The 26,616-nt window shown below is 61.1% G+C and carries 31 protein-coding genes; 10 read left to right on the top strand and 21 right to left on the bottom strand.

Annotation, left to right across the window (positions count from 1 at the left end):
* Positions 1–2,872, bottom strand: a 2,872-nt coding sequence (locus ACE3OV_RS08180; protein WP_374326490.1) for a Tn3 family transposase, incomplete at its 3' end; no start/stop codon positions are given.
* A 159-nt stretch (positions 2,873–3,031) separates the two neighbouring features.
* Between ACE3OV_RS08180 and ACE3OV_RS08175 the strand changes: the two genes are divergently transcribed.
* From ACE3OV_RS08175 to ACE3OV_RS08145, 7 genes are all read left to right on the top strand, one after another.
* The gene (locus ACE3OV_RS08175; RefSeq protein ID WP_374326489.1) at positions 3,032–3,322 is read left to right on the top strand and encodes a nucleotidyltransferase family protein; all 291 of its coding nucleotides are present in this window, start codon (positions 3,032–3,034) and stop codon (positions 3,320–3,322) included.
* Positions 3,319–3,711 (top strand): DUF86 domain-containing protein, encoded by a 393-nt coding sequence (locus ACE3OV_RS08170; RefSeq protein ID WP_374326488.1) that lies wholly within the window; start codon positions 3,319–3,321, stop codon positions 3,709–3,711. Before ACE3OV_RS08175 ends, ACE3OV_RS08170 begins: the two co-directional genes overlap by 4 nt.
* Entirely contained in the window at positions 3,705–4,262 is a 558-nt protein-coding gene (locus tag ACE3OV_RS08165; protein WP_374326487.1) for a recombinase family protein, read from the top strand. Before ACE3OV_RS08170 ends, ACE3OV_RS08165 begins: the two co-directional genes overlap by 7 nt.
* Before the next feature lie 78 nt (positions 4,263–4,340).
* Positions 4,341–5,033 (top strand): ABC transporter ATP-binding protein, encoded by a 693-nt coding sequence (locus ACE3OV_RS08160; RefSeq protein ID WP_374326486.1) that lies wholly within the window; start codon positions 4,341–4,343, stop codon positions 5,031–5,033.
* Positions 5,026–6,237, top strand: a complete 1,212-nt coding sequence (locus ACE3OV_RS08155; RefSeq protein ID WP_374326485.1) for an ABC transporter permease — start codon at positions 5,026–5,028, stop codon at positions 6,235–6,237. The genes ACE3OV_RS08160 and ACE3OV_RS08155 overlap by 8 nt, the downstream gene beginning before the upstream one ends.
* Positions 6,230–7,705, top strand: a complete 1,476-nt coding sequence (locus ACE3OV_RS08150) for a TolC family protein (RefSeq protein ID WP_374326484.1) — start codon at positions 6,230–6,232, stop codon at positions 7,703–7,705. Before ACE3OV_RS08155 ends, ACE3OV_RS08150 begins: the two co-directional genes overlap by 8 nt.
* Complete coding sequence (locus ACE3OV_RS08145; RefSeq protein WP_374326483.1) at positions 7,698–8,972, top strand: efflux RND transporter periplasmic adaptor subunit; 1,275 nt, start codon at positions 7,698–7,700, stop codon at positions 8,970–8,972. Before ACE3OV_RS08150 ends, ACE3OV_RS08145 begins: the two co-directional genes overlap by 8 nt.
* A gap of 51 nt (positions 8,973–9,023) precedes the next feature.
* Here the strand turns inward: ACE3OV_RS08145 and ACE3OV_RS08140 are convergent, their stop codons facing one another.
* The 4 genes from ACE3OV_RS08140 to ACE3OV_RS08125 all read right to left on the bottom strand — a co-directional run bounded on the left by ACE3OV_RS08140 (position 9,024) and on the right by ACE3OV_RS08125 (position 11,661).
* Positions 9,024–9,464: a hypothetical protein gene (locus ACE3OV_RS08140; RefSeq protein WP_374326482.1), complete on the bottom strand. Its 441-nt coding sequence runs from the start codon at positions 9,462–9,464 to the stop codon at positions 9,024–9,026.
* Positions 9,461–10,291 (bottom strand): hypothetical protein, encoded by an 831-nt coding sequence (locus tag ACE3OV_RS08135; protein WP_223916842.1) that lies wholly within the window; start codon positions 10,289–10,291, stop codon positions 9,461–9,463. Before ACE3OV_RS08135 ends, ACE3OV_RS08140 begins: the two co-directional genes overlap by 4 nt.
* A gap of 102 nt (positions 10,292–10,393) precedes the next feature.
* Positions 10,394–10,834 carry a hypothetical protein gene (locus ACE3OV_RS08130; RefSeq protein WP_374326481.1) on the bottom strand — a complete coding sequence of 147 codons (441 nt, stop codon included), beginning with the start codon at positions 10,832–10,834 and terminating at the stop codon, positions 10,394–10,396.
* Complete coding sequence (locus tag ACE3OV_RS08125; protein WP_272804092.1) at positions 10,831–11,661, bottom strand: hypothetical protein; 831 nt, start codon at positions 11,659–11,661, stop codon at positions 10,831–10,833. Before ACE3OV_RS08125 ends, ACE3OV_RS08130 begins: the two co-directional genes overlap by 4 nt.
* Before the next feature lie 155 nt (positions 11,662–11,816).
* Here ACE3OV_RS08125 and ACE3OV_RS08120 point away from each other — a divergent pair, with 155 nt between their 5' ends.
* Positions 11,817–12,254 (top strand): aspartate/glutamate racemase family protein, encoded by a 438-nt coding sequence (locus tag ACE3OV_RS08120; protein WP_374326480.1) that lies wholly within the window; start codon positions 11,817–11,819, stop codon positions 12,252–12,254.
* A gap of 8 nt (positions 12,255–12,262) precedes the next feature.
* Here ACE3OV_RS08120 and ACE3OV_RS08115 read toward each other — a convergent pair whose 3' ends face one another.
* Positions 12,263–13,279 carry a methyltransferase gene (locus ACE3OV_RS08115; RefSeq protein ID WP_374326479.1) on the bottom strand — a complete coding sequence of 339 codons (1,017 nt, stop codon included), beginning with the start codon at positions 13,277–13,279 and terminating at the stop codon, positions 12,263–12,265.
* A complete protein-coding gene (locus ACE3OV_RS08110; RefSeq protein ID WP_374326478.1) occupies positions 13,279–13,824 on the bottom strand; it encodes a glutathione peroxidase in 546 nt (181 codons plus the stop codon). Before ACE3OV_RS08110 ends, ACE3OV_RS08115 begins: the two co-directional genes overlap by 1 nt.
* 86 nt (positions 13,825–13,910) lie before the next feature.
* On the opposite strand from ACE3OV_RS08110, the gene arfB reads away from it, so the two are divergent.
* A complete protein-coding gene (arfB, locus tag ACE3OV_RS08105) occupies positions 13,911–14,312 on the top strand; it encodes an alternative ribosome rescue aminoacyl-tRNA hydrolase ArfB (RefSeq protein WP_374326497.1) in 402 nt (133 codons plus the stop codon).
* 1 nt (position 14,313) lies between these two features.
* On the opposite strand, the gene nagZ is transcribed toward arfB, so the two are convergent.
* From nagZ to rpoE, 13 genes are read right to left on the bottom strand one after another with little or no spacing between them, the layout of a single operon-like run.
* Positions 14,314–15,318, bottom strand: a complete 1,005-nt coding sequence (nagZ, locus tag ACE3OV_RS08100; protein ID WP_374326477.1) for a beta-N-acetylhexosaminidase — start codon at positions 15,316–15,318, stop codon at positions 14,314–14,316.
* Positions 15,315–15,692 carry a holo-ACP synthase gene (gene acpS / locus ACE3OV_RS08095; protein ID WP_374326476.1) on the bottom strand — a complete coding sequence of 126 codons (378 nt, stop codon included), beginning with the start codon at positions 15,690–15,692 and terminating at the stop codon, positions 15,315–15,317. Before acpS ends, nagZ begins: the two co-directional genes overlap by 4 nt.
* The gene (locus ACE3OV_RS08090; protein WP_374326475.1) at positions 15,689–16,450 is read right to left on the bottom strand and encodes a pyridoxine 5'-phosphate synthase; all 762 of its coding nucleotides are present in this window, start codon (positions 16,448–16,450) and stop codon (positions 15,689–15,691) included. Before ACE3OV_RS08090 ends, acpS begins: the two co-directional genes overlap by 4 nt.
* Positions 16,447–17,175, bottom strand: a complete 729-nt coding sequence (gene recO / locus ACE3OV_RS08085) for a DNA repair protein RecO (protein ID WP_374326474.1) — start codon at positions 17,173–17,175, stop codon at positions 16,447–16,449. The genes ACE3OV_RS08090 and recO overlap by 4 nt, the downstream gene beginning before the upstream one ends.
* Positions 17,176–17,187: 12 nt before the next feature.
* Positions 17,188–18,072 carry a GTPase Era gene (gene era / locus ACE3OV_RS08080; protein WP_374326473.1) on the bottom strand — a complete coding sequence of 295 codons (885 nt, stop codon included), beginning with the start codon at positions 18,070–18,072 and terminating at the stop codon, positions 17,188–17,190.
* Entirely contained in the window at positions 18,069–18,737 is a 669-nt protein-coding gene (rnc, locus tag ACE3OV_RS08075; protein ID WP_374326472.1) for a ribonuclease III, read from the bottom strand. Before rnc ends, era begins: the two co-directional genes overlap by 4 nt.
* 2 nt (positions 18,738–18,739) lie before the next feature.
* On the bottom strand, positions 18,740–19,093 hold the full coding sequence (locus ACE3OV_RS08070; protein ID WP_374326471.1) for a DUF4845 domain-containing protein: 354 nt from the start codon (positions 19,091–19,093) through the stop codon (positions 18,740–18,742).
* Between the two features lie 10 nt (positions 19,094–19,103).
* Positions 19,104–19,892 carry a signal peptidase I gene (lepB, locus tag ACE3OV_RS08065; RefSeq protein WP_374326470.1) on the bottom strand — a complete coding sequence of 263 codons (789 nt, stop codon included), beginning with the start codon at positions 19,890–19,892 and terminating at the stop codon, positions 19,104–19,106.
* Between the two features lie 8 nt (positions 19,893–19,900).
* Positions 19,901–21,691 (bottom strand): translation elongation factor 4, encoded by a 1,791-nt coding sequence (lepA, locus tag ACE3OV_RS08060; protein ID WP_374326469.1) that lies wholly within the window; start codon positions 21,689–21,691, stop codon positions 19,901–19,903.
* A 58-nt stretch (positions 21,692–21,749) separates the two neighbouring features.
* Positions 21,750–21,995: a glutaredoxin family protein gene (locus ACE3OV_RS08055; protein ID WP_374326468.1), complete on the bottom strand. Its 246-nt coding sequence runs from the start codon at positions 21,993–21,995 to the stop codon at positions 21,750–21,752.
* Positions 21,985–23,409, bottom strand: coding sequence for a DegQ family serine endoprotease (locus tag ACE3OV_RS08050; RefSeq protein WP_374326467.1), 1,425 nt, complete (start codon positions 23,407–23,409; stop codon positions 21,985–21,987). Before ACE3OV_RS08050 ends, ACE3OV_RS08055 begins: the two co-directional genes overlap by 11 nt.
* A complete protein-coding gene (locus ACE3OV_RS08045; protein WP_374326466.1) occupies positions 23,406–23,858 on the bottom strand; it encodes a SoxR reducing system RseC family protein in 453 nt (150 codons plus the stop codon). Before ACE3OV_RS08045 ends, ACE3OV_RS08050 begins: the two co-directional genes overlap by 4 nt.
* A gap of 2 nt (positions 23,859–23,860) precedes the next feature.
* The gene (rpoE, locus tag ACE3OV_RS08040) at positions 23,861–24,460 is read right to left on the bottom strand and encodes an RNA polymerase sigma factor RpoE (protein WP_374326465.1); all 600 of its coding nucleotides are present in this window, start codon (positions 24,458–24,460) and stop codon (positions 23,861–23,863) included.
* 149 nt (positions 24,461–24,609) lie between these two features.
* Between rpoE and nadB the strand changes: the two genes are divergently transcribed.
* Positions 24,610–26,193, top strand: a complete 1,584-nt coding sequence (nadB, locus tag ACE3OV_RS08035) for an L-aspartate oxidase (protein WP_374326496.1) — start codon at positions 24,610–24,612, stop codon at positions 26,191–26,193.
* Here the strand turns inward: nadB and ACE3OV_RS08030 are convergent.
* The gene (locus ACE3OV_RS08030) at positions 26,165–26,608 is read right to left on the bottom strand and encodes a protein YgfX (RefSeq protein ID WP_374326464.1); all 444 of its coding nucleotides are present in this window, start codon (positions 26,606–26,608) and stop codon (positions 26,165–26,167) included. The two genes, nadB and ACE3OV_RS08030, sit on opposite strands and share 29 nt — an antisense overlap.
* Between the last annotated feature and the right edge of the window lie 8 nt (positions 26,609–26,616).

Below are 26,616 nucleotides of genomic sequence, written 5' to 3'. Positions count from 1 at the left end.
CCCAGCCGAGCGGCGAGAGGTACTGCAACAGGGCGTCATCGACAGTCTGGCCGTGACCACGCAAGGCGTTTGAGGCCCGTTCCAGATAGACTGTGTTCCACAGCACGATGGCGGCCGTCACCAGGTTCACGCCGCTGGCCCGGTAGCGCTGCTGCTCGAAACTGCGGTCGCGGATTTCGCCCAGGCGGTTGAAGAACACGGCGCGGGCCAGCGCGTTGCGGGCCTCGCCCTTGTTCAGCCCGGCATGCACGCGGCGGCGCAGCTCGACGCTTTGCAGCCAGTCCAGGATGAACAGCGTTCGCTCGATACGCCCCAACTCGCGCAGCGCCACGGCCAGGCCGTTCTGGCGCGGGTAGCTGCCGAGCTTCCTGAGCATGAGGGAGGCCGTCACCGTGCCCTGCTTGATGGACGTGGCCAGCCGCAGGATTTCATCCCAATGGGCGCGGACGTGCTTGATCTTGAGCGTGCCGCCGATCATCGGTTTCAACGCCTCGTAGGCGGCATCGCCCTTCGGGATGTAGAGCTTGGTGTCGCCCAGGTCGCGGATGCGCGGCGCGAAGCGAAAGCCCAAGAGGTGCATCAGGGCGAAGACGTGATCGGTGAAGCCTGCCGTGTCGGTGTAGTGTTCCTCGATGCGCAGGTCGGATTCGTGGTACAGCAGGCCGTCAAGCACGTAGGTCGAGTCGCGCACGCCGACGTTGACGACCTTGGTGTGGAACGGCGCGTACTGGTCGGAAATGTGGGTGTAGAACGTTCGCCCTGGGCTGCTGCCGTATTTCGGGTTGATGTGGCCGGTGCTCTCGGCCTTGCTGCCGGTGCGGAAGTTCTGTCCGTCCGACGATGACGTGGTGCCGTCGCCCCAATGCTCGGCGAACGGGTGGCGGAACTGCGCGTTGACCAGCTCGGCCAGTGCAGTCGAGTAGGTTTCGTCGCGGACATGCCAGGCTTGCAGCCAAGCGAGCTTGGCGTAGGTCGTACCGGGGCAGGACTCGGCCATCTTGGTCAGGCCTAGGTTGATCGCGTCGGCGAGGATCGTGGTCAGCAGCAGGTTCTTGTCCTTGGCCAGGTCGCCCGATTTCAGGTGCGCGAAGTGCCGGGTGAAGCCCGTCCATTCGTCCACCTCCAGTAGCAGTTCGGTGATCTTAACGTGCGGCAGGATCATCGCGGTCTGGTCGATCAGGGCCTGCGCGGTATCGGGCACTGCCGCATCGAGCGGCGTGATCTTCAGGCCCGACTCGGTGATGATGGCGTCTGGCAACTCGTTGGCCATCGCCATGCGGTTGACGGTGGTGAGCTGGTTTTCCAGCAGCGTCAGCCGGTCATGCAGGTACTGGTCGCAGTCGGTGGCCACGGCCAGCGGCAGTTCGCTGGCCTGCTTGAGGCTGGCGAATTTCGCGGGCGGCACCAGGTAGTCCTCGAAGTCCTTGAACTGGCGTGATCCCTGCACCCAGATGTCGCCGGAGCGCAGCGCGTTCTTCATCTCCGACAGCGCGCACAGCTCGTAATAGCGCCGGTCGATGCCGGTGTCGGTCATCACCAGCTTCTGCCAGCGCGGCTTGATGAAGTCGGTCGGCGCGTCGGCGGGCACCTTGCGGGCGTTGTCGCTGTTCATGCCGCGCAGCACCTCGATGGCGTCGAGCACGTCCTTAGCTGCAGGTGCGGCCCGCAGCTTGAGCACGGAGAGGAATTCCGGCGCGTAGCGGCGCAGCGTGGCGTAGCTCTCGCCGATGCGGTGCAGGAAATCGAAGTCCTCGGGTTGCGCGAGCTTTTGCGCCTCTGTGACGCTTTCGGCGAAGGCGTCCCAGGACATGACGGCTTCGATGGCGGCGAACGGATCGCGGCCCGCTTGCTTGGCCTCGATCAGTGCCTGACCGATGCGGCCGAACAGCCGCACTTTGGCGTTGATCGCCTTGCCGGACGCCTGGAACTGCTGCTGATGCTTGTTCTTGGCAGCGTTGAACAGCTTGCCCAGGATGCGGTCGTGCAGGTCGATGATTTCGTCGGTGACGGTGGCCATGCCCTCGATGGCGAGCGCCACCAGGGTCGCGTAGCGCCGCTGCGGCTCGAACTTGGCCAGGTCGGCGGGCGTCATCTGGCCGCCCTCGCGGGCGATCTTGAGCAGCCGGTTCTGGTGAACCAGCCGCTCGATGCCAGAAGGCAGGTCGAGTGTCTGCCACGCTTTGAGGCGTTCGATGTGTTCCAGCATGTGCCGCGAGTTCGGTTTGACAGGCGACTGGCGCAGCCAGGCCAACCAAGTCGTCTTGCCGTTGTCCCGGCGCTTAAGCAGATCGTCGAGGCGGCGGCGATGCGCGTCCGAAAGCGGCTCGGCCAAGGCTTCGTAGATGCGCCGGTTGGCACGGGTGATCGCCTCGGCACAGGCGCGCTCGACAACATCCAGCGTCGGCAAAATGATGTGTCGGTAGCGCAGCGAGTCGAGGATAGCGCTGACCAGCACGACGCCCTTGTCGGTCTGTAAGGCCAACTCGGTCGTGGCATGGACGGCCTGCCGGTAATGCGCCAGGCCGAACGGCTCCATGCCCAGGTATGCCCGCAGTTCGAGCAGGTGTTCGCGCCGGGTTTCCTCCCGCTCTGCATACTGCGGCCAACACGCCGGATCGAGCCGCAATTGCCGCCCGATCCATTGCAGCAGGGGCGTCGGCACCTCAGCGCCGGGCAGCAGGCCCTGCCCGGGGAGGCGCAGCAAGCACAACTGCACCGCGACGCCCAGGCGGTTGGCGTCGCCGCGCCGCTGACGGATCAGCGACAGGTCGGGTTCGCTGAAGGTGTAGTGCCGGATGAGTTCGTCTTGGGTATCGGGCAGAGCCAAGAGGCTGTCGCGCTCGGCGGCGGAGAGGATCGAACGACGGGGCATGCGGTTTCCTTCTTCTTGAAAACGCTCGTTTGTGATCAGCCAGCCAAGGAAACTGGCGTGGCATGGGAAATCAAGGCATTGCAATTCTCAAAAATAGTTCTTGAAACTCTATTCTTATCCGCATATCATTTCAACGAGTTTCGATAAGAAAGGATGCCCATGCGACCGTCCGTTGTGCTTGACATGAAGCGAAGCGCGGTGCGCGAAGCGGTGAGCCACTTCCGAACAGCGAACCCGCGCGTCTTCGGTTCGGTGCTGCATGGCACAGACCGGGATGGCAGCGACCTCGATTTGCTGGTCGATGCGTTGCCTGGCGCGACGTTGTTCGACCTGGGCGGACTGCAAGACGAACTGGAATCGCTGCTTGGTATTCACGTCGATCTGCTGACCCCTGCCGATTTGCCGCCGAAATTCCGGGCCAATGTACTCGCGGAGGCGCAGCCGCTATGAACGAGAACCGCCTTCCTGACTACCTCGACCACATGCAGCAGGCCGCGACCGATGCCAGCGCCTTCGTGGAGGGTCTGGCCAAAGACGACTTCTTGACTGACAAGCGCACCCAGCAGGCCGTCATCATGAGTCTAATCATCATCGGCGAGGCCGCCACAAAGGTAATGGACAGCTACGCCGAGTTCACCCAGGCTCACCCCGAAGTGCCGTGGCGCAGCATGCGCGGTATGCGCAACCGCATCGCCCACGGATATTTCGACATCAACCTTGATGTGGGGTGGGAGACGGTGCAAACGGCATTGTCGGAGCTGCTGAAGCAACTGCCCGCTGTGCGCCGGGATGCAGATGCCGACAATCGAAACGACCCTGTGTGTGCCAAGTCATGCTGATCGGCTATGCACGGGTCTCGACTCAGGATCAGAACCTTGATCTTCAACTCGAAGCCTTGACCAAAGCGGGCTGCAAGAAGGTCTTCGACGACAAGATCAGCGGTAGCCGAGCCGAGCGGCCCGGACTCACCAAAGCGCTGGAACTGCTGCGCGAGGGCGACACCCTTGTTGTCTGGAAGCTGGATCGCTTGGGTCGCAGCGTCAAGAACCTGGTCGATCTGGTTAGCGAACTGCATAGGCAAGGCGTCCAGTTCAAGAGCCTCACCGACGCCATCGACACCGGCACCCCATCAGGTCGGTTCTTCTTCCACGTCATGGCTAGCTTGGCCGAAATGGAACGGGAACTGACGGTGGAACGCACCCGCGCCGGGCTGGAGGTCGCTCGCCAGCTTGGTCGCAAGGGCGGTCGCAAACGCCAAATGACCGACAGCAAAATCGAATCTGCCAAGAAACTCCTGGCCAGCGGCATCCCGCCTCGGGATGTGGCGAAAAACCTTGGTGTGTCGGTGCCGACCCTGTACCGCTGGATTCCAGCCTCGATGCGCGCGTGATGCACGTTTTACTCCGTTTTCCGAGATGACCTGGGTTCCCCAATGAACAGTTCACCAGAATGTAAAGCGCAAGCCCTGATGACGCTGGAAGGCATCAGCCAGTCTTACCGTATTGGGGAGCGAGTAATTCCCATATTGAAAAATATCTCCCTAACTCTTTGGCGGGGCACGACGTGCGCCCTTCTCGGAGCGTCCGGGTCGGGAAAGAGCACGCTGCTTAATATTCTTGGGCTGCTTGATCGCCCGGTATCAGGTCAATTCCGCTTCGCCGACCAAGACATGCTGACAGCAAGCGTGGATGAACTGGCGGCTATTCGCAATCGCGAGATCGGGTTTGTTTTTCAGTCATTCAATTTGTTGCCGCACCTTACCGCATTGGCCAATGTGGCCTTGCCGTTAACATATCGTGGAATGTCGCATCACGAAGCGCATGCGTATGCACTAGACCAAATGCGACGAGTAGGTCTGGCAGGCCATGCTGAGCACCGACCTGCAGAATTGTCCGGCGGACAGTGCCAGCGTGTAGCAATAGCGCGCGCCCTGGTCGGCAATCCAGCCATCATCTTGGCTGATGAACCTACCGGCAACCTCGATAGCACGACCGCCGCCGGCGTCATGGATTTGCTACTGGAACTTAACCGTGAGCAGGGCGTTACGCTGATGGTGGTGACGCACGACGCCTCAGTGGCGAAGCAGCTAGATCGACAGATTGAAGTCTTCGATGGGGGCTTGCACGAGGCATTCATCCCGGAAGCGGGGAAATATGCATAGGCGCTTTGTTCAACATCACGGCCCTTCGCCATTTCAATTGCTTACCGAGTCCATTCATAGTCTACGCCTGCTGGGACGGCGATCCTTACTGGCGCTGCTGGGTATTGTCGTAGGCAGCGCGTCGATCATCGCGCTGCTCAATATCGGCCGCAATGCGGCCGATGAATCGATTCGTGCCTTCAAGGACTTGGGCGCCGATACCTTGATTGTCACTTTTCCAGATTCGCCACAGAACAAGCGCCTACTTCCGTTGTCCCTGGACGCGGACGCACTGAAAGAAGCCGTGCCTGCCATCGCCCATGTCGCACCGATCACAATACATTCGGCGCGTGTAAGCCTAAATGGGCAAATAGCAGAAGCTACTCTAGTTGGCACCTCCGCTGACTTGGCCCCTGCCTTGGGTCTGAAAATCCAAGAGGGCCGCTTCCTTTCCGACTTTGATCATCGTGAAACCTTTGTCGTGGTCGGGGCACGCGTCGCACGCGACCTCGGTGCGAAGGGAAATTCTTTACAAGTCGGCGGCCTGTTGCAGATCGAAAACTATCTGTTCCAGGTCATCGGTATTGCCGAAGGCTTAACTACAAGTTCGTTGATACCGGTGGCTATTGACGAATCGGTGATACTACCTATCGACGGCATGCGTCGCTTACGGCCAACCCCGGAAATTGGCAGTGTGGTTGGCAAGGTGCTCGCCACGGCCGAACTCCCCACTACGGCAAGGGCTTTACGCAATTACCTGAGCAGATGGGCGAATGGCCGCGAGGTAGAGGTACAAATACCGCAACACCTGCTTGACGGACTCAAGCGCCAGGCCAGTACGTTTTCCTATCTACTCGCTGGCTTGGGGGGTATTTCCCTTTTGGTAGGCGGGGTAGGTGTAATGAATGTCATGTTGATGAACGTTTCAGAGCGGCGGCGAGAGATCGGCGTTCGTATGGCGTTGGGGGCTCGCCCACGCGATATTCGTAACTTGTTTTTGCTGGAAGCCGGGACTCTATCCATTATCGGAGCAGTGTTGGGGGGCATATTGGGGCTTGTCGTTGCCTATGTTTTTACGCACGTTTCGGGGTGGCAATTCTCATTTGCCCCTGAATCCTTGCTTCTGGGATGTGGCAGCTCGTTACTGATTGGGCTTTTTTTCGGTCTGTATCCAGCTATTTCCGCAGCCCGACTACAACCCGTCCAAGCGCTACGAAATGTATAAGCAAAAGTTCGTCGCCATCGCCTTGCTTAGTGGTCTGTGCAACTTGGCATGGACCACAGATACGCTGGAGCCATCACGAGCCACGATGCCTGGCAAGTTATCGGCATCCTTGAATGATCAGATGGTCGATCTGAGTTTGACCGACGCTGTATTTCTTGGGCTGCGCGATAACCGCGCCATTCGTAGCGCATTCTTGCAGCGCGTCGCACAGAAATTCGATTTGCGAGTAGCCGAAGATCAATTTACGCCCAAGTTGGTGTTAGCCGGGCGTTCCCTCATCGGTAGCAATCAAGACGATCGCTACCGCACCAGCGAAGTGAGCCCCACCACGACCTTACTGACCGAATTGGGTACGCGAGTCAGCTTGTCATGGACGAACCGAATTAACCAGACTGATCGTTCCGGCCGCTATCAGAGCAACGGGCTGACCTTTACCATCATCCAGCCACTGTTGCGCGATGCCGGGCCAGAAGTCACCACTGCTCCGGTACGCCTTGCACGTTTGGGTGAGCAAGCCAATCGACTCAGTCTGAAAGCTACCATTTCGCAAACTGTCACCCAAATCGCGGTGGCCTATCGGGAATTGCTGCGCGCCCAGGAGCAACTGCGCATCGCGCGTGATGCACTGGCGCGTTCGCAACAACTCATGGAAGTGAACAAAGCCTTGATCGCGGCAGGCCGCATGGCTGAGTTCGAAATCGTGCAAACCGAGGCCGATGCAGCCACTCAGGAGCTTGGTGTCGAAGAAGCTGCCAATCACCTTGATGCCAGCCGGCGGGGGCTGCTGCGGCTCCTGGCCTTCGATCTGAATACACCGGTTAGAGCGAGCGACGCCTTGGGGGCCAAACGTGTCGACCTCAATGTGGCCCAGGCTTTGCGTATTGCGCTGGAAAATCAGCCGGAATATTTGATGCAACTGATTTCGAGCGAACAGGCGGCGATTAACCTCCGGGTAGCCAAGAACCAACGACTGTGGGATGTTTCCTTGGTCGGAGGGGCGAGCCAATTGCGTGACAAGGTTTTTGGCGACCAGATCAGTAACCTAGATCGGCAATGGGATAAGTACGCGGGGATTCAGTTCAATATTCCTATTGGGGATTTGCGGCCGCGTCAGAACGAAATTCGGGCAGAGGTCGATGTTAAAGACAAGGCCATCCGGCTCGCCGAAATGAAGCAATTGACGGAGCGCGATGTGGGCGATTCAGTGCGTGACGTGGGCACGCGCTGGCGTCAATACGAAATCGCCCAGCGTGCCCGAGAACTGTCGTTGCGCAAGCTTGAAATCGAGCGCGACAAGCTGAAAGTAGGACGTTCCAGCAATTTCCAGGTACTAAGTTTCGAGACCGATCTGCGCAATGCAGAGAATGCTCAGTTAAATGCACTGATCGCCTACCTGAATGCGCAGACATTATTGGACGAAAAACTGGGGATGACTTTGGAGAGTTGGGATATTGCACTCAATGACTAAACTAAACCGCCTGCTTGGGTCACGGCTCAAGACATGGCTTCTAGCCGGCGCCATCTTGCTGGCCCTGGGGGGCGCCGTCGTCGCGTACCAGGCCAACGAGTCGATTCAGGCGCCGGAGCCACAGTGGCTACGTATCGAATCAAAACCCATGGTTTTGCGCTTAGGGCTGGTGGGGCGTCTTGAGCCCGCATCCCTCGTCACCTTTACGGCACCGTTTGATGGCAACGTCCAGGAAAAGATCATCGAGGAAGGCCATCGGGTTGAACGCGGGCAGGTACTGCTGCAACTCGATACCGCCCAATTGGACATCCAGTTACGTGAAGCGCTGGCCGGATTGTTGAAAGCGAAGCGTGCCGTGCATGACCTGGCGCATTGGTCGCAAGGTCAGGAAGTGGCTCGGGCACGCCGAGCCATGACGACCATCCAAATGAGCTTGGGCGATACTGAACGCAAACTGGCTGAAACCAGTGCTTTACTGGCACGCGGCATCGTGCCACGCATGGAAGTTGATGCCTTGGAGCAGCAGGCGAACACGCAGCGCCTAGATCTGACTGCGGCGCAGGCAGAGTTCAAGTTGGTACTGGCAAAGGGAGGTGGCGAGGATCGGCAAATTGCTGAAATGGAACTCGCCAATGCCACAGCAAGATACGAGGCGTTGCGTGCATTGGAGGTTCGGCGCGAACTGGTTGCGCCATTTGCTGGAATCATCATGCGCGTGCCTGGTGTTGCACCCGATAGATCACCGGCAGAACCCGTACAGCGCGGCGCTCGCGTCAGCCGGGGGCAGCCACTTTTTGGCCTGGCGAGTCTGGAACAACTCAAGGTTGTTGCGAAGGTGGAAGAGGTTGACATCAACTTGGTGCAGGAAGGCCAGTTAGTTGAAATCACAGGCGACGGCTTTGATGGCATTACACTGAGCGGAAACGTTGCCTCGGTGGGCGCCCAAGTCGTTGCAATAGATTCACCAGGCTCAGGGGCAAACTATGAAGTGATAGTGGCCATGCCGGCGCTGAGCGCCGAGCAACAGAAGCGCCTCAAGTTGGGGATGAGTGCCAAGTTGTCGATCATCACTTATCAGAATGACACTGCTATTGTCATACCCCACGAGGCGATCCTGAAAGAAGGCAATCAGCTGTTCGTGGAGTACCGCAACATGGAGGGCGCTGCAGCGGAGCGGATTGCGGTGAAAGCTGGACGGGTCAGCGCAGAAGGTGTGGAGGTATTCGGCCTTAAGCCCGGATATGTAAGAACAATGAATAGGCCATAATGGAAAAGCCCGGCGATAATCACCGGGATTTTCAGAGGAGGGACAAAATGTTTATTTCATTACGAAATCGACCGTCCATGCATAGGTGGTCAAGTTGGTCGAGGTAATGGTAGCGGTGCAAATTGCCCCACCGCTGCCCGTCGCGGTTTTGTTCCATTGCGGGATCTTGTAACCGCCGGGTTGCAGCGCGTTGACGAAGGTTGTGCCGAACACGCATTCCTTGGTGCCGATTTTGTAGCGGACGTTTGCAAAGTTCACGTCCGGGCTGAGCGTGCTGGTGACGGTGTAGACGTTATTAGCCGCCGCCGGCACAGTCGTAGCGGGTTTGGGAGAGGCATTCGCATACGTACTGGATTCGTTGCTGGTAACGATGGTGTAGGTCGCGTTTGCGGTCCCTTGGTTCTTGAAGGTCACTGTTACAGGTGGCCCCGCAATCGCGGCCGTGGCGGCAAAGATGGAGGTGGCGGCAAGCAGTTTTGGCAACAATTTCATGGATTACTCCTTACGGTTGGTGAGTCAGTGGTGTTTTTCGGCCCTTGGGGAAGTTCATTGGTTTGTTGCGTGCTTTGCTCGAATAGCATCTCGATCAAGCTCATGGGGTCTTTGTCTTTGCCCTCTGCTCGGTGTGTGCGGTAGTTAAAATCCAGATCAATCTTGGACTGCAGATCAGTGGCATAATCCTTTGGGTATTGTGCTTGCTCGATAGCAGGCAGTTCCTTGAAGTGATCAAGTACAGAACTGAAGAAATTCGTCAGTTTCCCCGTGCTGTTGTATTCGGCCATGGCTTGGGTTGTGACCTTTACACGCCATTCTTCTTCTTGACGATCGGCTTCATAGGATGCCGCTCTTCGTTCATTGACTGTATAAGTCCCGCTATCGTCATAAACGATGTTTGCCAATTGCTCTCGTGATAAACCGGCAAATGGATTTTTCTCTAAGGTTCCACCTCTAGCCGCACTATTAACATACTCCGTCGCCTGTTTAGCTCTGGCCAATAATTCTGGGTCGCTCGTCCTAGGCACTTCACTGTCGTGTTTGGCCTTGTTGGTGAAGTAAGCATCACCCTGTATCTGGCTCAAAGCGGTCTTTGCCTTGTCCGCCAATTCCGAACGGGTAAGTGTCTTATCCCGCTCTTCGGCACGGCTGGCGCTCGCGGCCAGTTGTCGGGCCAGTGTGGAAATCGTCTGTGAGCCACCTTGAGTGCCCGATGTGCCCGGACTTTCCGTAGCGTCGGAAATCGGGGCGGTTGCCGAAGCCGCCTTGAACGCCGCCGCGTTGCCTATCTGGGCTGTGGAGTACGAACCAATGGAACCGATCATAACTGCCCCTTCGAACCTAGAACCTGTGCGAAAACGAAACGACCGTAAATAAATAACGAAAAAAACCGGCAAAAATCGCCGGGCATTCGGATACTCAAATCGCTATTTCATTACGAAATCGACCGTCCATGCATAGGTGGTCAAGTTGGTCGAGGTGATGGTAGCGGTGCAGATCGCCCCGCCGCTACCCGTCGCGGTCTTGTTCCATTGGGGGATTTTGTAGCCGCCGGGTTGTAGCGCATTGACGAAGGTCGTGCCGAATACGCACTCCTTGGAGCCGATTTTGTAGCGGACATTCGCAAAGTTGACGTCCGGGCTGATCAGGCTGGTGACAGTGTACGAATTGTTGATCCCTGCCTTAACGGTTGTCGCAGGCTTGGGCGAAGCATTCGCATACGTGCTGGTCTCGTTGCTGGTGATAATGGTATAAGTTGCATCTGCGGTAGCTTGGTTCTTGAAAGTCACCGTTACGGGCGGCCCAGCAATTGCTGCTGTGGCGGCGAAGATGGAGGTGGCGGCAAGCAGTTTTGGCAACAATTTCATGGATTACTCCTTACGGTTGGTGAGTCAGTGGTGTTTTTCGGCTCTTGGGGAAGTTCATTGGTTTGTTGCGTGCTTTGCTCGAATAGCATCTCGATCAAGCTCATGGGGTCTTTGTCTTTGCCCTCTGCTCGGTGTGTGCGGTAGTTAAAATCCAGATCAATCTTGGACTGCAGATCAGTGGCATAATCCTTTGGGTATTGTGCTTGCTCGATAGCAGGCAGTTCCTTGAAGTGATCAAGTACAGAACTGAAGAAATTCGTCAGTTTCCCCGTGCTGTTGTATTCGGCCATGGCTTGGGCTGCCACTTTCTCTCGCCACGCTTCTTCCTGATCGTAAGACTCTCGCCAAGCGGCGTGACGCTCATTCACCGTATACGTACCGCTCTCGTCGTAAATAATGTTTGACAACTGTTCTCGCGATAGGCCGGAAAATGGGTTTTTAATCGAGTGGCCGCCTCTAGATGCATCATTAACGAATGCCGTTGCCTGCTTGGCTCTAGACAGTAATTCCGGGTCACTGGTATTGGGAATCTCGCTGTCGTGCAGTGTTTTATTTGCATAGTATGAATCACCGACTATGTGATTCAGAATGCTTTTCGCCTTGTCAGCCAATTCCGAGCGGGTGAGCGTCTTGTCTCGTTCTTCGGCGCGGCTGGAGCTTGCGGCCAGTTGTCGGGCCAGCGTGGAAATCGTCTGTGTGCCGCCTCGCGTACCTGACGCGCCCTGATTTTCTGAAGCGTCAGAAACCCGCTCGGTCGCCGAAGCCGCTTTGAAAGCCGCCGCGCCGCCTGCCTGGGTTGTGGAATACGAACCAATCGAGCCGATCATGGCTACCCCCTTTTGTGAGCTTGGAGTCTGCACGCCTAATCCAGTATTAGCACAATACCATAAATGACGAAGTGTTTCACAATCGCATCTCTGGTAGCCACTTGCTCGCTTAGCGTACGGTTTTTTCCGAATTCTGAGATGCCCCCACCAACACCATGCACAAGGTGGCGCCGGCCATTGTGACGGCGGTGAACCTACCGCTGCTGCACATCGCCGACCCGACCGCGGCGGCAATCCGGGCCGCCGGGCTGATGCGGGTCGGCCTGCTCGGCACGCGCTTCACGATGGAACAGGATTTCTACGTCGAGCGCCTGCGAAAGCACGGGCTCGACGTGCTGCTGCCCGATGCCGAGCAGCGCGAGATCGTTCATAGTGTGATCTACGACGAGTTGTGCCTTGGCCGCATCGAAGCGATTTCGCGGGCCGCTTACCGGGCGACCATCGCCGACCTGGCCTGCCGCGGCGCCGAAGCGGTGATTCTCGGCTGCACGGAAATTTCGCTGCTGATTGGCCCGGACGACTCGCCGCTACCCTTGTTCGACACCACGCGATTGCATGCGCAGGCGGCGGTGGATTTCGCGCTGGCCGACTGAAACCAGCCTCAGCAGCGGGCCAACAGTAGCGAACCTTTTTCCCGCGGATCGAGGTCGATACGTTCGACGCTGGCAAAGCCCGCTTCGGCCAGCCAGTCGCGGTAATCCGCTTCGCGGTGGATCTGCGTCCCGGTCTCGTAGAGCAGCGTCAGCTTGAAGGCGGCGTGGTAGGCGCCGGGCGGCTGGTCGTCGAGGTACTCGTGGATGACCAGCAGGCCGCCGGGCTTCAGGCTGTCGCGGATGCGCCGGAGGACGCGGCGGTTGTCGTCGGCGTTCTGGTTGTGCGCGACCGAGAGGTAGAAGACAAGGTCGAAACCCTGGCCCCAGTCGAAATCGAGAACGTCGCCCGGGGTCAGCGCGATGCGTCCGGCCAGGCCGTGGGCGGCGATGGTCACCGGCGTCTCGCTCAGCGCGCTGGGCAGATCGACGATCTGCGCGCTCAGTTGCGGGTAGCGCTCGCAGAAGCGGATCGAATGCAGGCCGTGCGAGCCGCCGAGGTCGAGCAGGCGGCGCTGCTCGTCGCCTACCGGCACACGCGCCAGCAGGTCGGGGCCGAGGTCGCGGGCGAAGGCGCCCATGTAGGCGGAAAACCGCTCGCCGAGCTGCGGTCGCGCCTGCATCGCCTGCCACAGCGTGGTCTGCGGCCCGCCGCGGCGTACCGCGCCGGCGAGTTCGCCCAGCATCGGCCAGGCTTCGGCGGTCCACAGCAGGCCCGGCGTGTAATCGACGGCGCCGCGCGAGGTGAACCAGCGCTGGGTCGGCACAGTGTTGGCATAGGTCTCGCCCTGGCGTTCGAGATAGCCGATGGCGACCAGAAAATCGGCCAGCGTCGCGATGCCGCGCGCCGACGCCTGCAGCCGCCCGGCCAGTTCGCTGGCACCCAGCGGCCCGCCGGCGAGCGCTTCGAACAGGCCGAGCTGGCCGGCCGAGACGATGGCCGCCGATTTCATCATCGGCATATAGACGTCGAGCATCGCCAGCTCGGCGTCACCGCTCGGCAGGCAGACGTCGGGCTTGGCGGGCATCAGAGCAACGCCTCGATCGCCGCCCGCAGCGCCGCGTCGTCGGGCGCGGTGTCGGGCGAGAAGCGGCCGACGACGCGACCCTCACGGTCAACCAGGAATTTTTCGAAATTCCACAGCACGTCGCTCTCGTTGGCCGGCAGCATGTTGTAGCCGGCGAGCTTGGCGCGGAAATCGCTGCCAGCCGGGAGGACGGTCGCTGGTGCCGCCGCGATCAGCGCCGCGTAGAGCGGATGGCGCAGCGCGCTGTTGATCTGCAGCTTGGCGAACAGCGGAAAGCTGACGCCGTAATTGCTGCTGCAGAAGGCACCGATTTCCTCGGGCGTGCCCGGCTCCTGGTCGGCGAAATCGTTGCACGGGAAGCCGAGCACCTGGAAGCCGCGCGCCGCCAGTTCCCGGTGCAGCTTTTCCAGGCCTTCGTACTGGGGCGTCAGGCCGCAGCGCGAGGCGACGTTGACCACCAGCAGCACTTCGCCGGCGTGGTCGCGCAGGCTGGCCGGGCGGCCGTCAAGGGTGTTGAGCGGAATGTCGTAGAGGCTGTCGTTCATCGTTATCTCCTGGGTTGGCGGACGCCGCTTGGAGTCCGCGAATGGCCGCTGCGTTCCCGGCGCGTCGGCGCGCTACACTGGCGGGCATGAAAATTCCCGCGATTCCTGCCGAAGAAATCGAATTCACCGCGATCCGCGCCCAGGGCGCTGGCGGTCAGAACGTCAACAAGGTGTCGAACGCCGTCCACCTGCGCTTCGACATCGCCGCCTCGTCGCTGCCGGAAGCCGTGCGCGCCCGCCTGCTGGCGCTCGACGACCGGCGCATCAGCAAGGACGGCGTGCTGGTGATCAAGGCGCAGGAATTCCGCAGCCTCGAGAAAAACCGCGCCGAGGCGCTGCGCCGGCTGGAAATGCTGGTCGCCGCGGCGAGTGCCGAGGTCAAGGTACGCCGCGCCACCCAACCGAGCCGTGGTGCCGTCCGTCGCCGTCAGGAAGCCAAGCGTCGGCATTCGGCGCTGAAGGCGGCGCGCCGGGGCGGCGACGACTGACTCAGGCAAGCCGCGCCAGCGCCTGCAGCGCTTCGCGATAGACATGTGGATCGGGATAGCGCCGGGTTTCCGCGGGCAGCAGCCGCGCGACGCGCTTGCCGCGTTGTGTATCGCCTTCCGGCCGCCAGCCGTCCAGTACCTGAGCGACGGCATCTGGCGCGTTGCACACGAGCAGCATGTCGCAGCCAGCGGCCCAGGCGGTTTGCACGCGCGCCAGCATGTCGCCGACGACACCGGCACCGGCCATCGACAGATCGTCGGTAAAAACGACTCCCTCAAACCTCAAGTTGATTCTCAAATAAGTTATCCATTTATTTGAAAATACGGCAGTATTGCAATCAAAGCACTCGTAGATCACATGCGCCGCCATCACCGCGTCGAGCGTCAGTTCGCGGTAGGGGCGCAGGTCGTCGGCCATCGCCGCCAGCGGCCGATCGTCGACCGGCAGTTCGACGTGCGAGTCGGGAATGACGTAGCCGTGGCCGGGGAAATGCTTGCCGCAGGTGCCCATGCCGCCGGCTTTCAATCCCTCGCCGAGGGCGCCGGCGAGCGCTGCAACGACCGCCGGATCGCGGTGAAAGGCGCGGTCGCCGATGACCCGCGACGGGCCGTAGTCGAGGTCGAGCACCGGCGTGAACGAGTAATCGACGCCGCAGGCGCGCAGCTCGGCGGCGAGGACGAAACCGGCGGCGCGGGCGGCCTCCAGTGCAGCCGCTGGATCGCTGTCGTGCAACTGGCCAAGTACGCGCATCGGCGGTAGCCGGGTGAAGCCGTCGCGGAAGCGCTGCACCCTGCCCCCTTCGTGATCGACGGCGATCAGCAGGCGCGGCTCGCGTAGCGCATGGATTTCGTCGCACAGCGCCGTCAGTTGGGCGCGGTCGCGGTAGTTGCGCGTGAACAGAATGATGCCGCCGACCAGCGGATGGCACAGGCGTTCACGATCAAGGTCGGTGAGTTCGGTGCCGGCGATGTCGATCATCAGCGGACCGGGCAGCTTGGCGCTCATGCTTGCTCCAGCAAAACGTAGGCGACGGCGTATTCGGCTTCGTCACTGATCGAGAGGTGCGCGGTCAAGCGGCGGTTTTCGACGATTTCCGCCAGTTGCCCGTGAAAGTTGAAGACCGGCTTGCCCAGTTCGTCGTGGCCGACGGCAATCGCCGGCAGCAGCACCGGCGGTCGCACGCCCGTGCCGAAGGCCTTGGCGAAGGCTTCCTTGGCGGCGAAACGCTTGGCCAGGAAGCGCCCCTTGTCGGCGGCACGCGCGAAATCGTCGAACTCATCCGGCGCCAACAGCTTGTCCAGCGCCTTGTCGCCGTGGCGCTCCCACATGCCGCGCAGCCTAGCGACGGCGACGATGTCGGTGCCGATGCCGATGATCATTCGGCTTCCGGACGCTCGGCGGCGGCGACCATCAGCGCCTTCATCTCGCGCACTGCCTCGCGCAGGCCGACAAAGACGGCGCGGCTGACGATGGCGTGGCCGATGTGCAGTTCGCGGATACCGTCCAGCCGGGCGACCGGCTGGACGTTGTAGTAGTTGAGTGCGTGGCCGGCGTTGAAGCGCATGCCGAGCTGGCGGATGGCGCGGCCGGCGGCGCGGATTTTCTGCAGTTCGGCGAGCACCGCCGGCGCTTCGGCATCGCGGCCTTTCTCGTAGAAGGCATGGGCGTAGGGGCCGGTGTGGATCTCGCAGACGCTGGCACCAATCCGTGCCGCCGCCTCGATCTGCGGGATCTCGGCGTCGATGAAGACGCTGGTGGTGATACCGGCGTCGCGCAGCCGGGCGATCACGTCCTTGAGGCGGGCTTCCTGGCCGACGATGTCGAGGCCGCCCTCGGTGGTCACCTCGTGCCGGCCTTCCGGCACCAGCATGGCCATTTCCGGCCGGGTCGCGCAGGCGATGCCGACCATCTCGTCGGTCGCCGCCATTTCCAGGTTGAGCTTGATCTGCGTCGTTTCCTTGAGCCGGCGGACGTCGGCATCCTGGATGTGCCGGCGATCCTCGCGCAGATGCACGGTGATGCCGTCGGCGCCGCCAAGATGCGCCTCGACGGCGCCCCAGACGGGATCGGGTTCGTAGGTGCGCCTGGCCTGGCGGACGGTGGCGATGTGGTCGATGTTGACGCCGAGTTCGATCATAGTTCCTGCAACTCCTTGAAAATCTTGCGGGTTTCCAGTTCCTGGCCGCCCAGGTAATAGCTCAACAGCGTGCGCATCAGCGTCTTGGCCTCGCCGCGCGAACGCGGCTTGGAGAAATCGCCGGCGCCAAGGTCGAGCAGGCTGCTGCCGCGCACCACCTGGGCGTCGGCCTCAGCATGCGCCAGGCGCACCGGCCCCTGCTCCATCCGGTAAGTGTAGAACGCCTCGGCGGCAATCGGCTCGCCGGCGGCGTCATGCTCGAGCATCAGGCCGTAGCCAAGCTCCTGCAGCAGCGCCCTCTCGAAACTGCGCAGGTCGCCTTCGCGGGTCGCCGCGTCGTTGTGCGCGGCCAGGCGCTGCAGCGTTTCTGCATAGCGGGCGAACAGCGTCTGGTGGGCGTCCTCGCGCGGCAGCAGGTGCATCAGCAGTTCGTTCAGGTAGTAGCCGCAGAACAGTGCCTCGCCGCCGAGCAGTGGCTGGCCGCCGACCCACTCGGCCTTCATCAGCGTCAGCACCTCACCCTTGCCGGCCCAGCCGATTTCCAGCGGCTGGAAGCCCATCAGCAGGCCGCGGATCGCCGCCCGCGGCCTGCGAGCGCCGCGCGCGAGCAAGGCCATGCGTCCGAAATCGCGGCTGAAGACTTCAACGATCAGGCTGGTCTCGCGAAACGGCATGCTGTGCAGCACGTAGGCGGGCTGGCCGTCGACCTTGCTGCGCAGACTCATGGCGAAACGTGCTTACTCGTAGCCGAGGCTCTTGAGCAGGCGCTCGTCGTCGTTCCAGCCCGACTTCACCTTGACCCAGACTTCGAGATAGACCTTGCCGTCGAACAGCCGCTCCATGTCCTGGCGCGCTTCGCTGGCGATGCGCTTCAAGGATTCGCCGCCCTTGCCGATGACGATCGCCTTGTGGTTCTCACGGTCGACGACGATGGCGGCGAAGATCCGGCGCAGGTTGCCCTCGATTTCGAACTTCTCGATCTCGACGGCGGTGGCGTACGGCAGTTCGTCGCCGAGCAGGCGGAAAACCTTCTCGCGAATGTATTCGGCGGCGAGGAAACGCTCCGACTTGTCGGTCAGATCGTCCTCGGGGAACATCAGGCCCTCGTTCGGCAGGTGCTTGCGTGCCTCCTTGAGCAAGTCCTGCGTCTGCCGGCCCTTGGCGGCGCTGACCGGGACCACGGCGGTGTAATCGAAATCGGCCGAGACTTCGGCGAGGAAAGGCAGCAGCGCTTCCCGGTTCTTCAAGAGATCGGTCTTGTTGATGACCAGGATCACCGGTCGGTCCTTCGGCAGCAAGCGGACGACCGCCTTGTCCTTGGCGTCGTAGCGGCCGGCCTCGATGACAAAGAGGACGAGATCGACGTCGTTCAGCGTCTGCGTCACGCCACGGTTCATTGCCCGGTTCAGCGCGTTCGAGAACTTGGTCTGGAAGCCCGGCGTGTCGACGAAGACGAACTGGGCGTCGGCTTCGGTCAGGATGCCGGTGATGCGGTGCCGGGTGGTCTGCGCCTTACGCGAGACGATGCTGATCTTCTCGCCGATCAGGTGGTTGAGCAGCGTCGATTTGCCGACATTGGGTCGGCCGACAATGGCGATGTAGCCGGAGCGGATTTCGGTCATGGATTAAGGGCTTTCAAGGCCGCTTCGGCGGCGTTCTGTTCGGCGATGCGGCGACTGCTGCCGCTACCGCGGGTACGCAGCGCCGGCTGATCGATTTCGCAGGCAACGACGAAGGATTGTTCATGGGCGGCGCCGCTGGTTTCCAACAGCACATAGCGCGGTAGCGGCTTCTTCCTGCCCTGCAGCCATTCCTGCAGGCGGGTCTTGGCGTCCTTCTGGAACTGCCCGGGTTTGAGTTCGTCGAGCATCGCCGCATAGAGGCGGGAAATCGCGCTGCTCGCGGTGTCGAAACCGGCATCGAGGTAAATCGCGCCGAAGATCGCTTCCAGCGCATCGGCGAGGATCGACGGACGCGTCGCGCCGCCGCTTTTCAGTTCGCCTTCGCCCAGGCGCAGGGCTTTGCCGATTTCCAGCTGCTGCGCCAGCCGGTGCAGGCTTTCCTGGCGCACCAGATTGGCACGCAGGCGCGAGAGATCACCTTCGGGCAGCGCCGGGAAACGGTGATATAGCGCGGCAGCGATGACGCAGTCGAGGATGCCGTCACCGAGGAATTCCAGCCGTTCGTTATTGGGCGTGCCAAAACTGCGATGGGTCAGCGCCGTCCGCAACAGCGCCGGATCGGCAAAGCGATGGCCGATCCGCTCGGCAATGGTCTGCAAACTCATGCCTACTTGGCGGTCGTCCCCTTGTATTCGATCAGCAGGCTGGCATTGGCAAACAAGGGAATCTTCTTGTCGTAGGCAAATTCAATGACGACCAGCCCACGGTTGTTCTTGAAGATGTCGAGATTCTTCGACGGAAAGGCCAGTTGATCGACCTGGGCGAATTTATCGAAGGAAGCGCGCAACTCCGGTACGGTCGCCTCCGGCTTGGCCTTCTCGACCACTGCCTTGATCGCATTCTGAATCTTGTAGTATTCGATAACCGAAGGAATGACCTTCATGCCGAGAACGGCCACGAGGATGAGGACGATGCCCCACAGGATCAGACCGGTCAATGCCACGCCGCGTTGATGTTTCATTACTCTCACCTTACCTGAACGAACCGATACGGCTGAAATCGCTGAAATTCAGCCAGATGAAAAATGCCTTGCCGACAATGTTCTCTTCCGGCACAAAACCCCAGGCACGGCTATCGCGACTGTTATCGCGATTGTCGCCCATCATGAAGTAATGCCCCTCCGGCACCTTGCAAGACACGCCACTGGCATTGTAAGTGCAATTCTCCCGGTAGGGAAAGGACGATACGCCGGGGATGAAGGCTGGTGTATCGGCATCGTTGAGGACGCGATGCTCGACTTCGCCGAGCTTTTCCGTGAACTGTTGCGAATAAAAATTGCGCTCGGTGTGCAGGAAATCAGCTTCGGGCTTCACCGCTATCGGCTCGCCGTTGATGCGCAGCCGCTTGTTGTGGTACTCGATGGTGTCGCCAGGCAGCCCGACGACACGCTTGATGTAGTCGAGCGAAGGATCCTCGGGGTAGCGGAAGACCATCACGTCGCCGCGCTGCGGTTCGCCGATGTCGATCACCTTGGTATTGATCACCGGCAGACGGATGCCATAGGCGTACTTGTTGACGAGGATGAAATCCCCCACCAGCAGTGTCGGAATCATCGAGCCCGAGGGAATCTTGAACGGCTCGAACAGGAAGGAGCGGAGCACGAAGACGATCAGGATCACCGGGAAGAAATCGCCCCCCCACTCCACCCACAGCGGCTGCTTGTCGTTGGCGGCGCGCAGCTTGCGGAACTTGAGGATGTCGATCGCGTAGAGGATGCCGGTGACGACAGTCAGGACGAGGAGGATCAGGGCGAAGTTCATGCGTTATCTCAGTTGTCGACGCGCAGCACGGCAAGGAAGGCTTCTTGCGGGATTTCCACCGAGCCGACCTGCTTCATTCGCTTCTTGCCGGCCTTCTGCTTCTCCAGCAGCTTCTTCTTGCGGGTGATGTCGCCGCCGTAGCATTTGGCGAGCACGTCCTTGCGCATCGCCTTGACGTTTTCGCGGGCGATGATGTGCGAGCCGATGGCGGCCTGGATGGCGACGTCGTACATCTGGCGGGGAATCAGTTCGCGCATCTTGGAGGCCAGTTCGCGGCCGCGATATTGCGAGTTGGAACGGTGCACGATCAGCGACAGCGCATCGACCTTCTCGCTGTTGATCAGGATGTCGAGCTTGACCACGTCGGCGGCGCGATATTCCTTGAAATCGTAGTCGAGCGACGCGTAGCCCTTGGAGCAGGACTTCAGCTTGTCGAAGAAATCCATGACCACTTCGGCCATCGGCATTTCATAAACCAGCTTCACCTGGCGGCCGTGGTAGTGCATGTCGACCTGGTTGCCACGTTTCTGGTTGCACAACGTGATGACGTTGCCCAGGTAATCCTGCGGCACGAAGATGGTGGCGGTGATGATCGGCTCGCGCACCTCCTCGACCTTGCTGACTTCCGGCAGCTTGGCCGGATTCTCGACCTGGATCACCGAACCGTCGCGCTGCACGACCTCATAGACCACGGTCGGCGCGGTGGTGATCAGGTCCTGGTCGAATTCGCGCTCCAGGCGCTCCTGGACGATTTCCATGTGCAGCAGGCCGAGGAAGCCGCAGCGGAAACCGAAGCCGAGCGCTTGCGAGACTTCCGGCTCATATTGCAACGAGGCGTCATTGAGCTTGAGCTTTTCCAGCGCTTCGCGCAGCGAATCGTACTGGTTCGATTCAACCGGGTAGAGACCGGCGAACACCTGCGGCTTGATTTCCTTGAAACCGGGCAGCGGTTCGGCAGCCTTGCGGTCGGCCAGGGTGATCGTGTCGCCGACCTTGGCGGCTTTCAGTTCCTTGATCCCGGAAATCACGAAGCCGACCTCGCCAGCTTTCAGCGAAGGACGCGGCAGCGATTTCGGCGTAAACACGCCGACCTGCTCGCACAACTGGGTGGCGCCGGTGGCCATGAAGTAGAGCTTGTCCTTCGGCTTCATCTCGCCATCGACGACCCGCACCAGCATGACGACACCGACGTAATTGTCGAACCACGAGTCGATGATCAGCGCCTTCAGCGGCGCGCTGACATCCCCCTTGGGCGGCGGCACGCGGGCGATCACGGCTTCGAGGATGTCCTCGACGCCGAGGCCGGTCTTGGCTGAAGCGAGCACTGCGTCGGTGGCGTCGATGCCGATCACGTCCTCGATTTCCTGGCGCGCGGTATCCGGATCGGCCGACGGCAGGTCGATCTTGTTCAGCACCGGCAATACTTCGACGTCGAGTTCGATCGCCGTGTAGCAGTTGGCCACTGTCTGCGCCTCGACACCCTGCGAGGCATCGACGACCAGCAGCGCGCCTTCGCAGGCGGACAGCGAGCGCGAGACTTCATAGGAGAAGTCGACGTGTCCCGGCGTATCGATCAGGTTCAGGTTGTACACCTTGCCATCGCGCGCCTTGTACTGCAGCGCCGCTGTCTGCGCCTTGATGGTGATGCCGCGCTCGCGCTCGATATCCATCGAATCGAGCACCTGAGCCTCCATTTCGCGGTCGGACAGACCGCCGCAGAGATGGATGATGCGATCGGCCAGGGTCGATTTGCCGTGGTCGATGTGGGCGATGATCGAAAAGTTGCGGATATGGTCCATTGCAGCCAGTAAAAAAGGGCGCGCTCGGCGCCCTGCTCGGTTCGAAAGACCGTGAATTCTAGCGGATTCCGCTCAAATATTCACGGGTTTTGGCGGCATCCAGGAAGTGGTGGCATAGCTCGCTTTCCCCATGCAGCAGGACCGGCACCAGTTCGTCGTAACGGGCTTCGAGATCGGGGTCGGCATCGACGTCGACTACCCGCACGCTGACGCCGAACTCGGCGAGCAGCGGCGCCAGCGCCTCCTCCATGTCATGGCAGAGGTGGCAGTAGCTGCGGCTGAGCAGGGTCAGCTCAATGGCCATTGCCGCCCCGGATGGTGACGAAATTCTGCAGGTTGCCGCGCCGGATCAACAGGGTTATGGCGCTGCCCTTGTCAAAGGTGGCGAGCAAGCGGTTGAACTGGTCGACTGTCTTGACCTCGGTCGTCGTGCCGCGACTGATCACGGCGACGATGATGTCGCCTGCCTGCAGGTCGGCGCGCGCCGCCGGGGCGCGCACCTCCTCGATCAGCAGGCCAGCATCGATAGCGGCTTCGCGCCGCTGTTCGGCAGTGAGTTCGCTGAGCACCAGGCCGAGACGATTGCTCGCCAGCGCCGGCGCCTTGGCGCCGCGAGGGGCCTTGCCCGTTGCCGGTTCGTCATCGGCGACCTTGCCGATAACGACTGGCAAATCGCGCAATTTGCCCTTGCGCCAGACCTGAACGATGGAACGCGTTCCCGGCGGGGTTGCCGCGACCAGTCGCGGCAGTTCGGCGGAAGCGTTGATCGGTTTGCCGTCGAAACGCAGAATCACGTCCCCGGCCTCAATGCCCGCCTTCGCCGCCGGCCCGTCGGCCTCGACGGCATTGACGATGGCGCCCTGCGGACGACTCAGCCCGAGCGATTCCGCCAGTTCGCGGCTGACCTCCTGAATGACCACGCCGAGACGGCCGCGATTGACCTTGCCGCCGGCTCGCAGTTGCTGCTGGATATCCATCGCCACATCGATCGGAATGGCGAAGGACAGGCCCATGTAACCGCCGTTACGGCTGTAGATCTGCGAGTTGATGCCAATCACCTCGCCCGCCAGGTTGAACAGCGGGCCACCGGAATTACCTGGATTGATCGCCACGTCGGTCTGGATGAAGGGAACGTAGTTTTCCTGCGGCAAGGCCCGCCCCTTGGCGGAAACGATGCCAGCAGTCACCGAATTGTCGAAACCGAAAGGCGAACCGATCGCCACCACCCATTCACCGACCCGCAGCTTGTCCGGATTGCCCAGCCGCACCACCGGCAGGCCGCTGGCCTCGATCTTGATCAGCGCGACATCGCTGCGCTTGTCGGCGCCGATGACGCGGGCCTTGAATTCGCGCTTGTCGGTGAGGCGGACGATGACTTCATCGGCGCCCTCAATGACGTGGGCGTTGGTCAGGATATGGCCGTCGCCGCCGATGATGAAGCCGGAACCGAGGGAACGGTTTTCGAATTCGCGCGGCGCCGGAGCGGCGCCGGGAAGCTTCGGAAAGAAGCGGCGGAAGAATTCGAAAGCCGGATCGCTCTCGTCAAGCGGAAACGGCGAAGTGCCGGAACGCCCACGCGGCGTCTGCAGGGTGCTGATATTGACCACCGCAGCCCCCTGCTTTTCGGCAAGGTCGGCAAAATCAGGCAGCGAGCGGCTTTGCGCCTGGACGAAGCCGATTGTCAGACAGCACGCCAGCAGGGCCAGGAAACGCTTCATCGACGGCAACTCCCCGAATTGGCCGGCAAGCGGGAAACGATTTGCGGCGCTGCCACTTGCGATGCCGCAGGCCTGCGCCAGGCAAGATAGAGAAAAGCCAGCAGCAGTCCGGCAGCGGCGCCCAGCATGGCGCCGCCATCGCCAGCCAGCTGCCCGCCTGCGAGAGCACCGACGAACAAGGCGGCAAGCGGCACGCCATAGGCAAAATTGGCGCTGCGGCGCACGCTGCCCGGCGCGATAGCAATCGCCACGCGGTCGCCAACGCCAGCACCGACCGTGTTCCGCAGACGATAGTGGCGCGGCCCGGCGGCAAACATCTGGGTCAGGTTCTGGCCGCCGCAGCCGCCTTCCTCATGGCAACGGCCACAACCTTGTTCAATTTCGACGTCGACCATGTCCGCATCGAGCGAACGGACAACCGCATGGGCAATGTTTTCTTCGCCAGACATGTTCACCAGCGCCGGTCTGGCGCGATGTCCAGCAAGGGACGCAGCTTGCCGGCCACCGCTTCGCGAGCGCGAAAGATGCGCGAGCGTACCGTGCCGATCGGACAATCCATCTGACTGGCAATTTCCTCGTAGGAGAGCCCCTCGATTTCGCGCAGGACGATCGCCGTGCGCAACTCTTCGGGCAAGGCATCCATCGCCGCATTCACCGTCTCGCCAATCTGCTTCGACATCAGCAGGCTTTCCGGGGTGTTGATGTCGCGCAGCAGCGCTGCATCCTCGAAGCCTTCGGCCTCATCGGCGTCGAATTCGGTGCTGGTCGGCGCCCGCCGCCCCTGGGAAACCAGGTAGTTCTTGGCCGTGTTGATACCGATCCGGTACAGCCAGGTGTAGAAGGCGCTGTCGCCGCGGAACGATGGCAAGGCGCGGTAGGCCTTGATGAAGGCCTCCTGCGCCACGTCCTCGACCTCGGCCGGGTCGCGGATGAAACGCGACAGCAGGCGCCCCAGCTTGCGCTGGTACTTGCTCACCAATTGGTCGAAGGCAGTCTGATCGCCGCCTTGCGCCCGTTCGACCAGTAACTGATCGACCTCGCGCTCGCTCATGGCCGTTTTTCCCCGGGAAGTATTCTTGTCGGAGCGCAGTATAACGCAGCCCCGTAAACGCCATCCCCGCCCGCGTGTGATTTTCTGTAACTGCATGAAGCGTTTCCTGCGTGCTATATTGCGCCCCGGACCATTTTTCCCAGTAAGTCATCGTGCATAACTTTGATGTGCTCATCATCGGCAGTGGCCTGGCCGGCCAATCCGCCGCATTGCGGCTCGCCGGACATTGCCGGGTCGCGCTGATCAGCAAGCGCAAGCTCGAGGACTCCGCCTCCGGCTGGGCACAAGGCGGCATTGCTGCGGTGCTCGACAACCAGGATTCGATCGAGGCACATATCCGCGACACCTTTGTCGCCGGCGCCTGGCTCAACGATGAAAAAGCCACCCGCTTCGTCGTCGAGAACGGCCGTCACGCGATCGACTGGCTGATCGAGCAAGGCGTGCCGTTCACCAAGGACCAGTCCGGCTATCACCTGACCCGCGAGGGCGGGCACAGCGCGCGCCGCGTCATCCACGTCGCCGACGCCACCGGCGCCGCGGTGCAGCAGACGCTGACGGAAAAGGTTCGCAACAATCCGAACATCACGGTATTCGAGGATCACATCGCGGTCGACCTGATCACTGGCAGCAAGATCGGCAACGGTGAAAACCGCTGCTATGGCGCCTATGTCCTCGACAACCAGAGCGGCGAAGTACTGACCATGGGCGCCCGCAACACGTTGATCGCCACCGGCGGCGCCGGCAAGGTCTATCTGTTTACGACCAATCCCGACACCTCGACCGGCGACGGCATCGCGATGGCCTGGCGGGCCGGCTGCCGGGTTGCCAACATGGAATTCATCCAGTTCCACCCGACCTGCCTCTACCACCCAAACGCCAAATCCTTCCTGATTTCCGAGGCAGTGCGCGGTGAAGGCGGTCTGCTCAAGCTACCGGACGGCAGCCGCTTCATGCCTGAGCACGACGAGCGCTGCGAACTTGCGCCCCGCGACATCGTCGCCCGCGCCATCGATTTCGAGATGAAGAAGCGCGGTCTCGACTGTGTCTATCTCGACATCTCGCACAAGGGCGAAACCTTCATCCGCGAGCATTTTCCGAACATCCACGCGCGTTGCCTGGAACTTGGCATCGACATCACCCGTCAGCCGATCCCGGTTGTCCCGGCTGCCCATTACACTTGCGGTGGCATCGTCTGCGACCTCAATGGCCGTACCGACGTCGAAGGACTGTATGTCGCCGGCGAAGCCTCCTGCACCGGCCTGCATGGTGCCAACCGGCTGGCCTCGAACTCCCTGCTTGAATGCCTCGTCTTTTCGGAAGCCGCGGTCAACGACATGCTGGCACAAACGCCACGCCAGTTGCCGGTCCTGCCGCAATGGGATGAAAGCCGGGTCACCGACGCCGACGAGGAAGTCGTCATCTCGCACAACTGGGACGAGTTGCGCCGCTTCATGTGGGATTACGTCGGCATTGTCCGCACCACCAAGCGCCTGCAACGCGCCGAACACCGGGTGCGCCTGCTGAAGCAGGAAATCCACGAGTTCTACTCGCACTTTCGCGTCAGCCATGACCTGATCGAATTGCGCAACCTTGTCCTGACGGCGGAGCTTATCATCCGCTGTGCAATGCACCGCAAGGAGAGCCGCGGCCTGCACTATTCCCGGGACTTTCCGGAGCTGGCCAGGCGCGTACACAACACCGTACTCACGCCGGCGCGCTGGGAGAACAGCTGAAAACGGCGCGCCAGCGCAGGAACACCCTTAGCCGGCGAAATTCGTCGGCCGCCATGCTGTCACTCGTCACCAGCACGACGTGTCTCGCCCCGCTTGCTGCTTCGCGCAGCCGGAAAACGCAGAGCCAGGGATGAACCGTCGCACCAGGCAGGCAGCAGGCAGGCCGGAAATCATCACTGGCCGTCAGCGCCACTGAAACGCTGCCGTCGCGCTCCAGGCGCAAACGGCTTGGTGAAGCGCGCAAGCTGCCCCAGATCCGCTGCAGCAAGAGTGCGAGCAAGGCAGCAAAAGCAGCGCGCCAGACCGGCGCTAGCGGCAGCAGCCAGACGGCCGCCATCGCGGCCATCGCTACGGCCAGAAAAACGCCAAGCAACAATGAAGAACGGTGCAGCCCGATGATGATCGGCAGCTGCACCGTTACCT

It is taken from the genome of Azonexus sp., from assembly GCF_041909095.1.
GTDB lineage: Bacteria > Pseudomonadota > Gammaproteobacteria > Burkholderiales > Rhodocyclaceae > Azonexus.
The sequence above is the reverse complement of the archived record's forward strand: the minus strand, read 5'-3'. Positions and strand labels throughout refer to the sequence as shown.

What these genes read in the sequence shown, in the direction of transcription:
- ACE3OV_RS08175 (WP_374326489.1), top strand. Translation starts at nt 3,032, where the DNA reads ATGCGACCGTCCGTTGTGCTTGACATGAAGCGAAGCGCGGTGCGCGAA.
- ACE3OV_RS08170 (WP_374326488.1), top strand. Translation starts at nt 3,319, where the DNA reads ATGAACGAGAACCGCCTTCCTGACTACCTCGACCACATGCAGCAGGCC.
- ACE3OV_RS08165 (WP_374326487.1), top strand. Translation starts at nt 3,705, where the DNA reads ATGCTGATCGGCTATGCACGGGTCTCGACTCAGGATCAGAACCTTGAT.
- ACE3OV_RS08160 (WP_374326486.1), top strand. Translation starts at nt 4,341, where the DNA reads ATGACGCTGGAAGGCATCAGCCAGTCTTACCGTATTGGGGAGCGAGTA.
- ACE3OV_RS08155 (WP_374326485.1), top strand. Translation starts at nt 5,026, where the DNA reads ATGCATAGGCGCTTTGTTCAACATCACGGCCCTTCGCCATTTCAATTG.
- ACE3OV_RS08150 (WP_374326484.1), top strand. Translation starts at nt 6,230, where the DNA reads ATGTATAAGCAAAAGTTCGTCGCCATCGCCTTGCTTAGTGGTCTGTGC.
- ACE3OV_RS08145 (WP_374326483.1), top strand. Translation starts at nt 7,698, where the DNA reads ATGACTAAACTAAACCGCCTGCTTGGGTCACGGCTCAAGACATGGCTT.
- ACE3OV_RS08140 (WP_374326482.1), bottom strand. Translation starts at nt 9,464, where the DNA reads ATGAAATTGTTGCCAAAACTGCTTGCCGCCACCTCCATCTTTGCCGCC.
- ACE3OV_RS08135 (WP_223916842.1), bottom strand. Translation starts at nt 10,291, where the DNA reads ATGATCGGTTCCATTGGTTCGTACTCCACAGCCCAGATAGGCAACGCG.
- ACE3OV_RS08130 (WP_374326481.1), bottom strand. Translation starts at nt 10,834, where the DNA reads ATGAAATTGTTGCCAAAACTGCTTGCCGCCACCTCCATCTTCGCCGCC.
- ACE3OV_RS08125 (WP_272804092.1), bottom strand. Translation starts at nt 11,661, where the DNA reads ATGATCGGCTCGATTGGTTCGTATTCCACAACCCAGGCAGGCGGCGCG.
- ACE3OV_RS08120 (WP_374326480.1), top strand. Translation starts at nt 11,817, where the DNA reads ATGCACAAGGTGGCGCCGGCCATTGTGACGGCGGTGAACCTACCGCTG.
- ACE3OV_RS08115 (WP_374326479.1), bottom strand. Translation starts at nt 13,279, where the DNA reads ATGCCCGCCAAGCCCGACGTCTGCCTGCCGAGCGGTGACGCCGAGCTG.
- ACE3OV_RS08110 (WP_374326478.1), bottom strand. Translation starts at nt 13,824, where the DNA reads ATGAACGACAGCCTCTACGACATTCCGCTCAACACCCTTGACGGCCGC.
- arfB (WP_374326497.1), top strand. Translation starts at nt 13,911, where the DNA reads ATGAAAATTCCCGCGATTCCTGCCGAAGAAATCGAATTCACCGCGATC.
- nagZ (WP_374326477.1), bottom strand. Translation starts at nt 15,318, where the DNA reads ATGAGCGCCAAGCTGCCCGGTCCGCTGATGATCGACATCGCCGGCACC.
- acpS (WP_374326476.1), bottom strand. Translation starts at nt 15,692, where the DNA reads ATGATCATCGGCATCGGCACCGACATCGTCGCCGTCGCTAGGCTGCGC.
- ACE3OV_RS08090 (WP_374326475.1), bottom strand. Translation starts at nt 16,450, where the DNA reads ATGATCGAACTCGGCGTCAACATCGACCACATCGCCACCGTCCGCCAG.
- recO (WP_374326474.1), bottom strand. Translation starts at nt 17,175, where the DNA reads ATGAGTCTGCGCAGCAAGGTCGACGGCCAGCCCGCCTACGTGCTGCAC.
- era (WP_374326473.1), bottom strand. Translation starts at nt 18,072, where the DNA reads ATGACCGAAATCCGCTCCGGCTACATCGCCATTGTCGGCCGACCCAAT.
- rnc (WP_374326472.1), bottom strand. Translation starts at nt 18,737, where the DNA reads ATGAGTTTGCAGACCATTGCCGAGCGGATCGGCCATCGCTTTGCCGAT.
- ACE3OV_RS08070 (WP_374326471.1), bottom strand. Translation starts at nt 19,093, where the DNA reads ATGAAACATCAACGCGGCGTGGCATTGACCGGTCTGATCCTGTGGGGC.
- lepB (WP_374326470.1), bottom strand. Translation starts at nt 19,892, where the DNA reads ATGAACTTCGCCCTGATCCTCCTCGTCCTGACTGTCGTCACCGGCATC.
- lepA (WP_374326469.1), bottom strand. Translation starts at nt 21,691, where the DNA reads ATGGACCATATCCGCAACTTTTCGATCATCGCCCACATCGACCACGGC.
- ACE3OV_RS08055 (WP_374326468.1), bottom strand. Translation starts at nt 21,995, where the DNA reads ATGGCCATTGAGCTGACCCTGCTCAGCCGCAGCTACTGCCACCTCTGC.
- ACE3OV_RS08050 (WP_374326467.1), bottom strand. Translation starts at nt 23,409, where the DNA reads ATGAAGCGTTTCCTGGCCCTGCTGGCGTGCTGTCTGACAATCGGCTTC.
- ACE3OV_RS08045 (WP_374326466.1), bottom strand. Translation starts at nt 23,858, where the DNA reads ATGTCTGGCGAAGAAAACATTGCCCATGCGGTTGTCCGTTCGCTCGAT.
- rpoE (WP_374326465.1), bottom strand. Translation starts at nt 24,460, where the DNA reads ATGAGCGAGCGCGAGGTCGATCAGTTACTGGTCGAACGGGCGCAAGGC.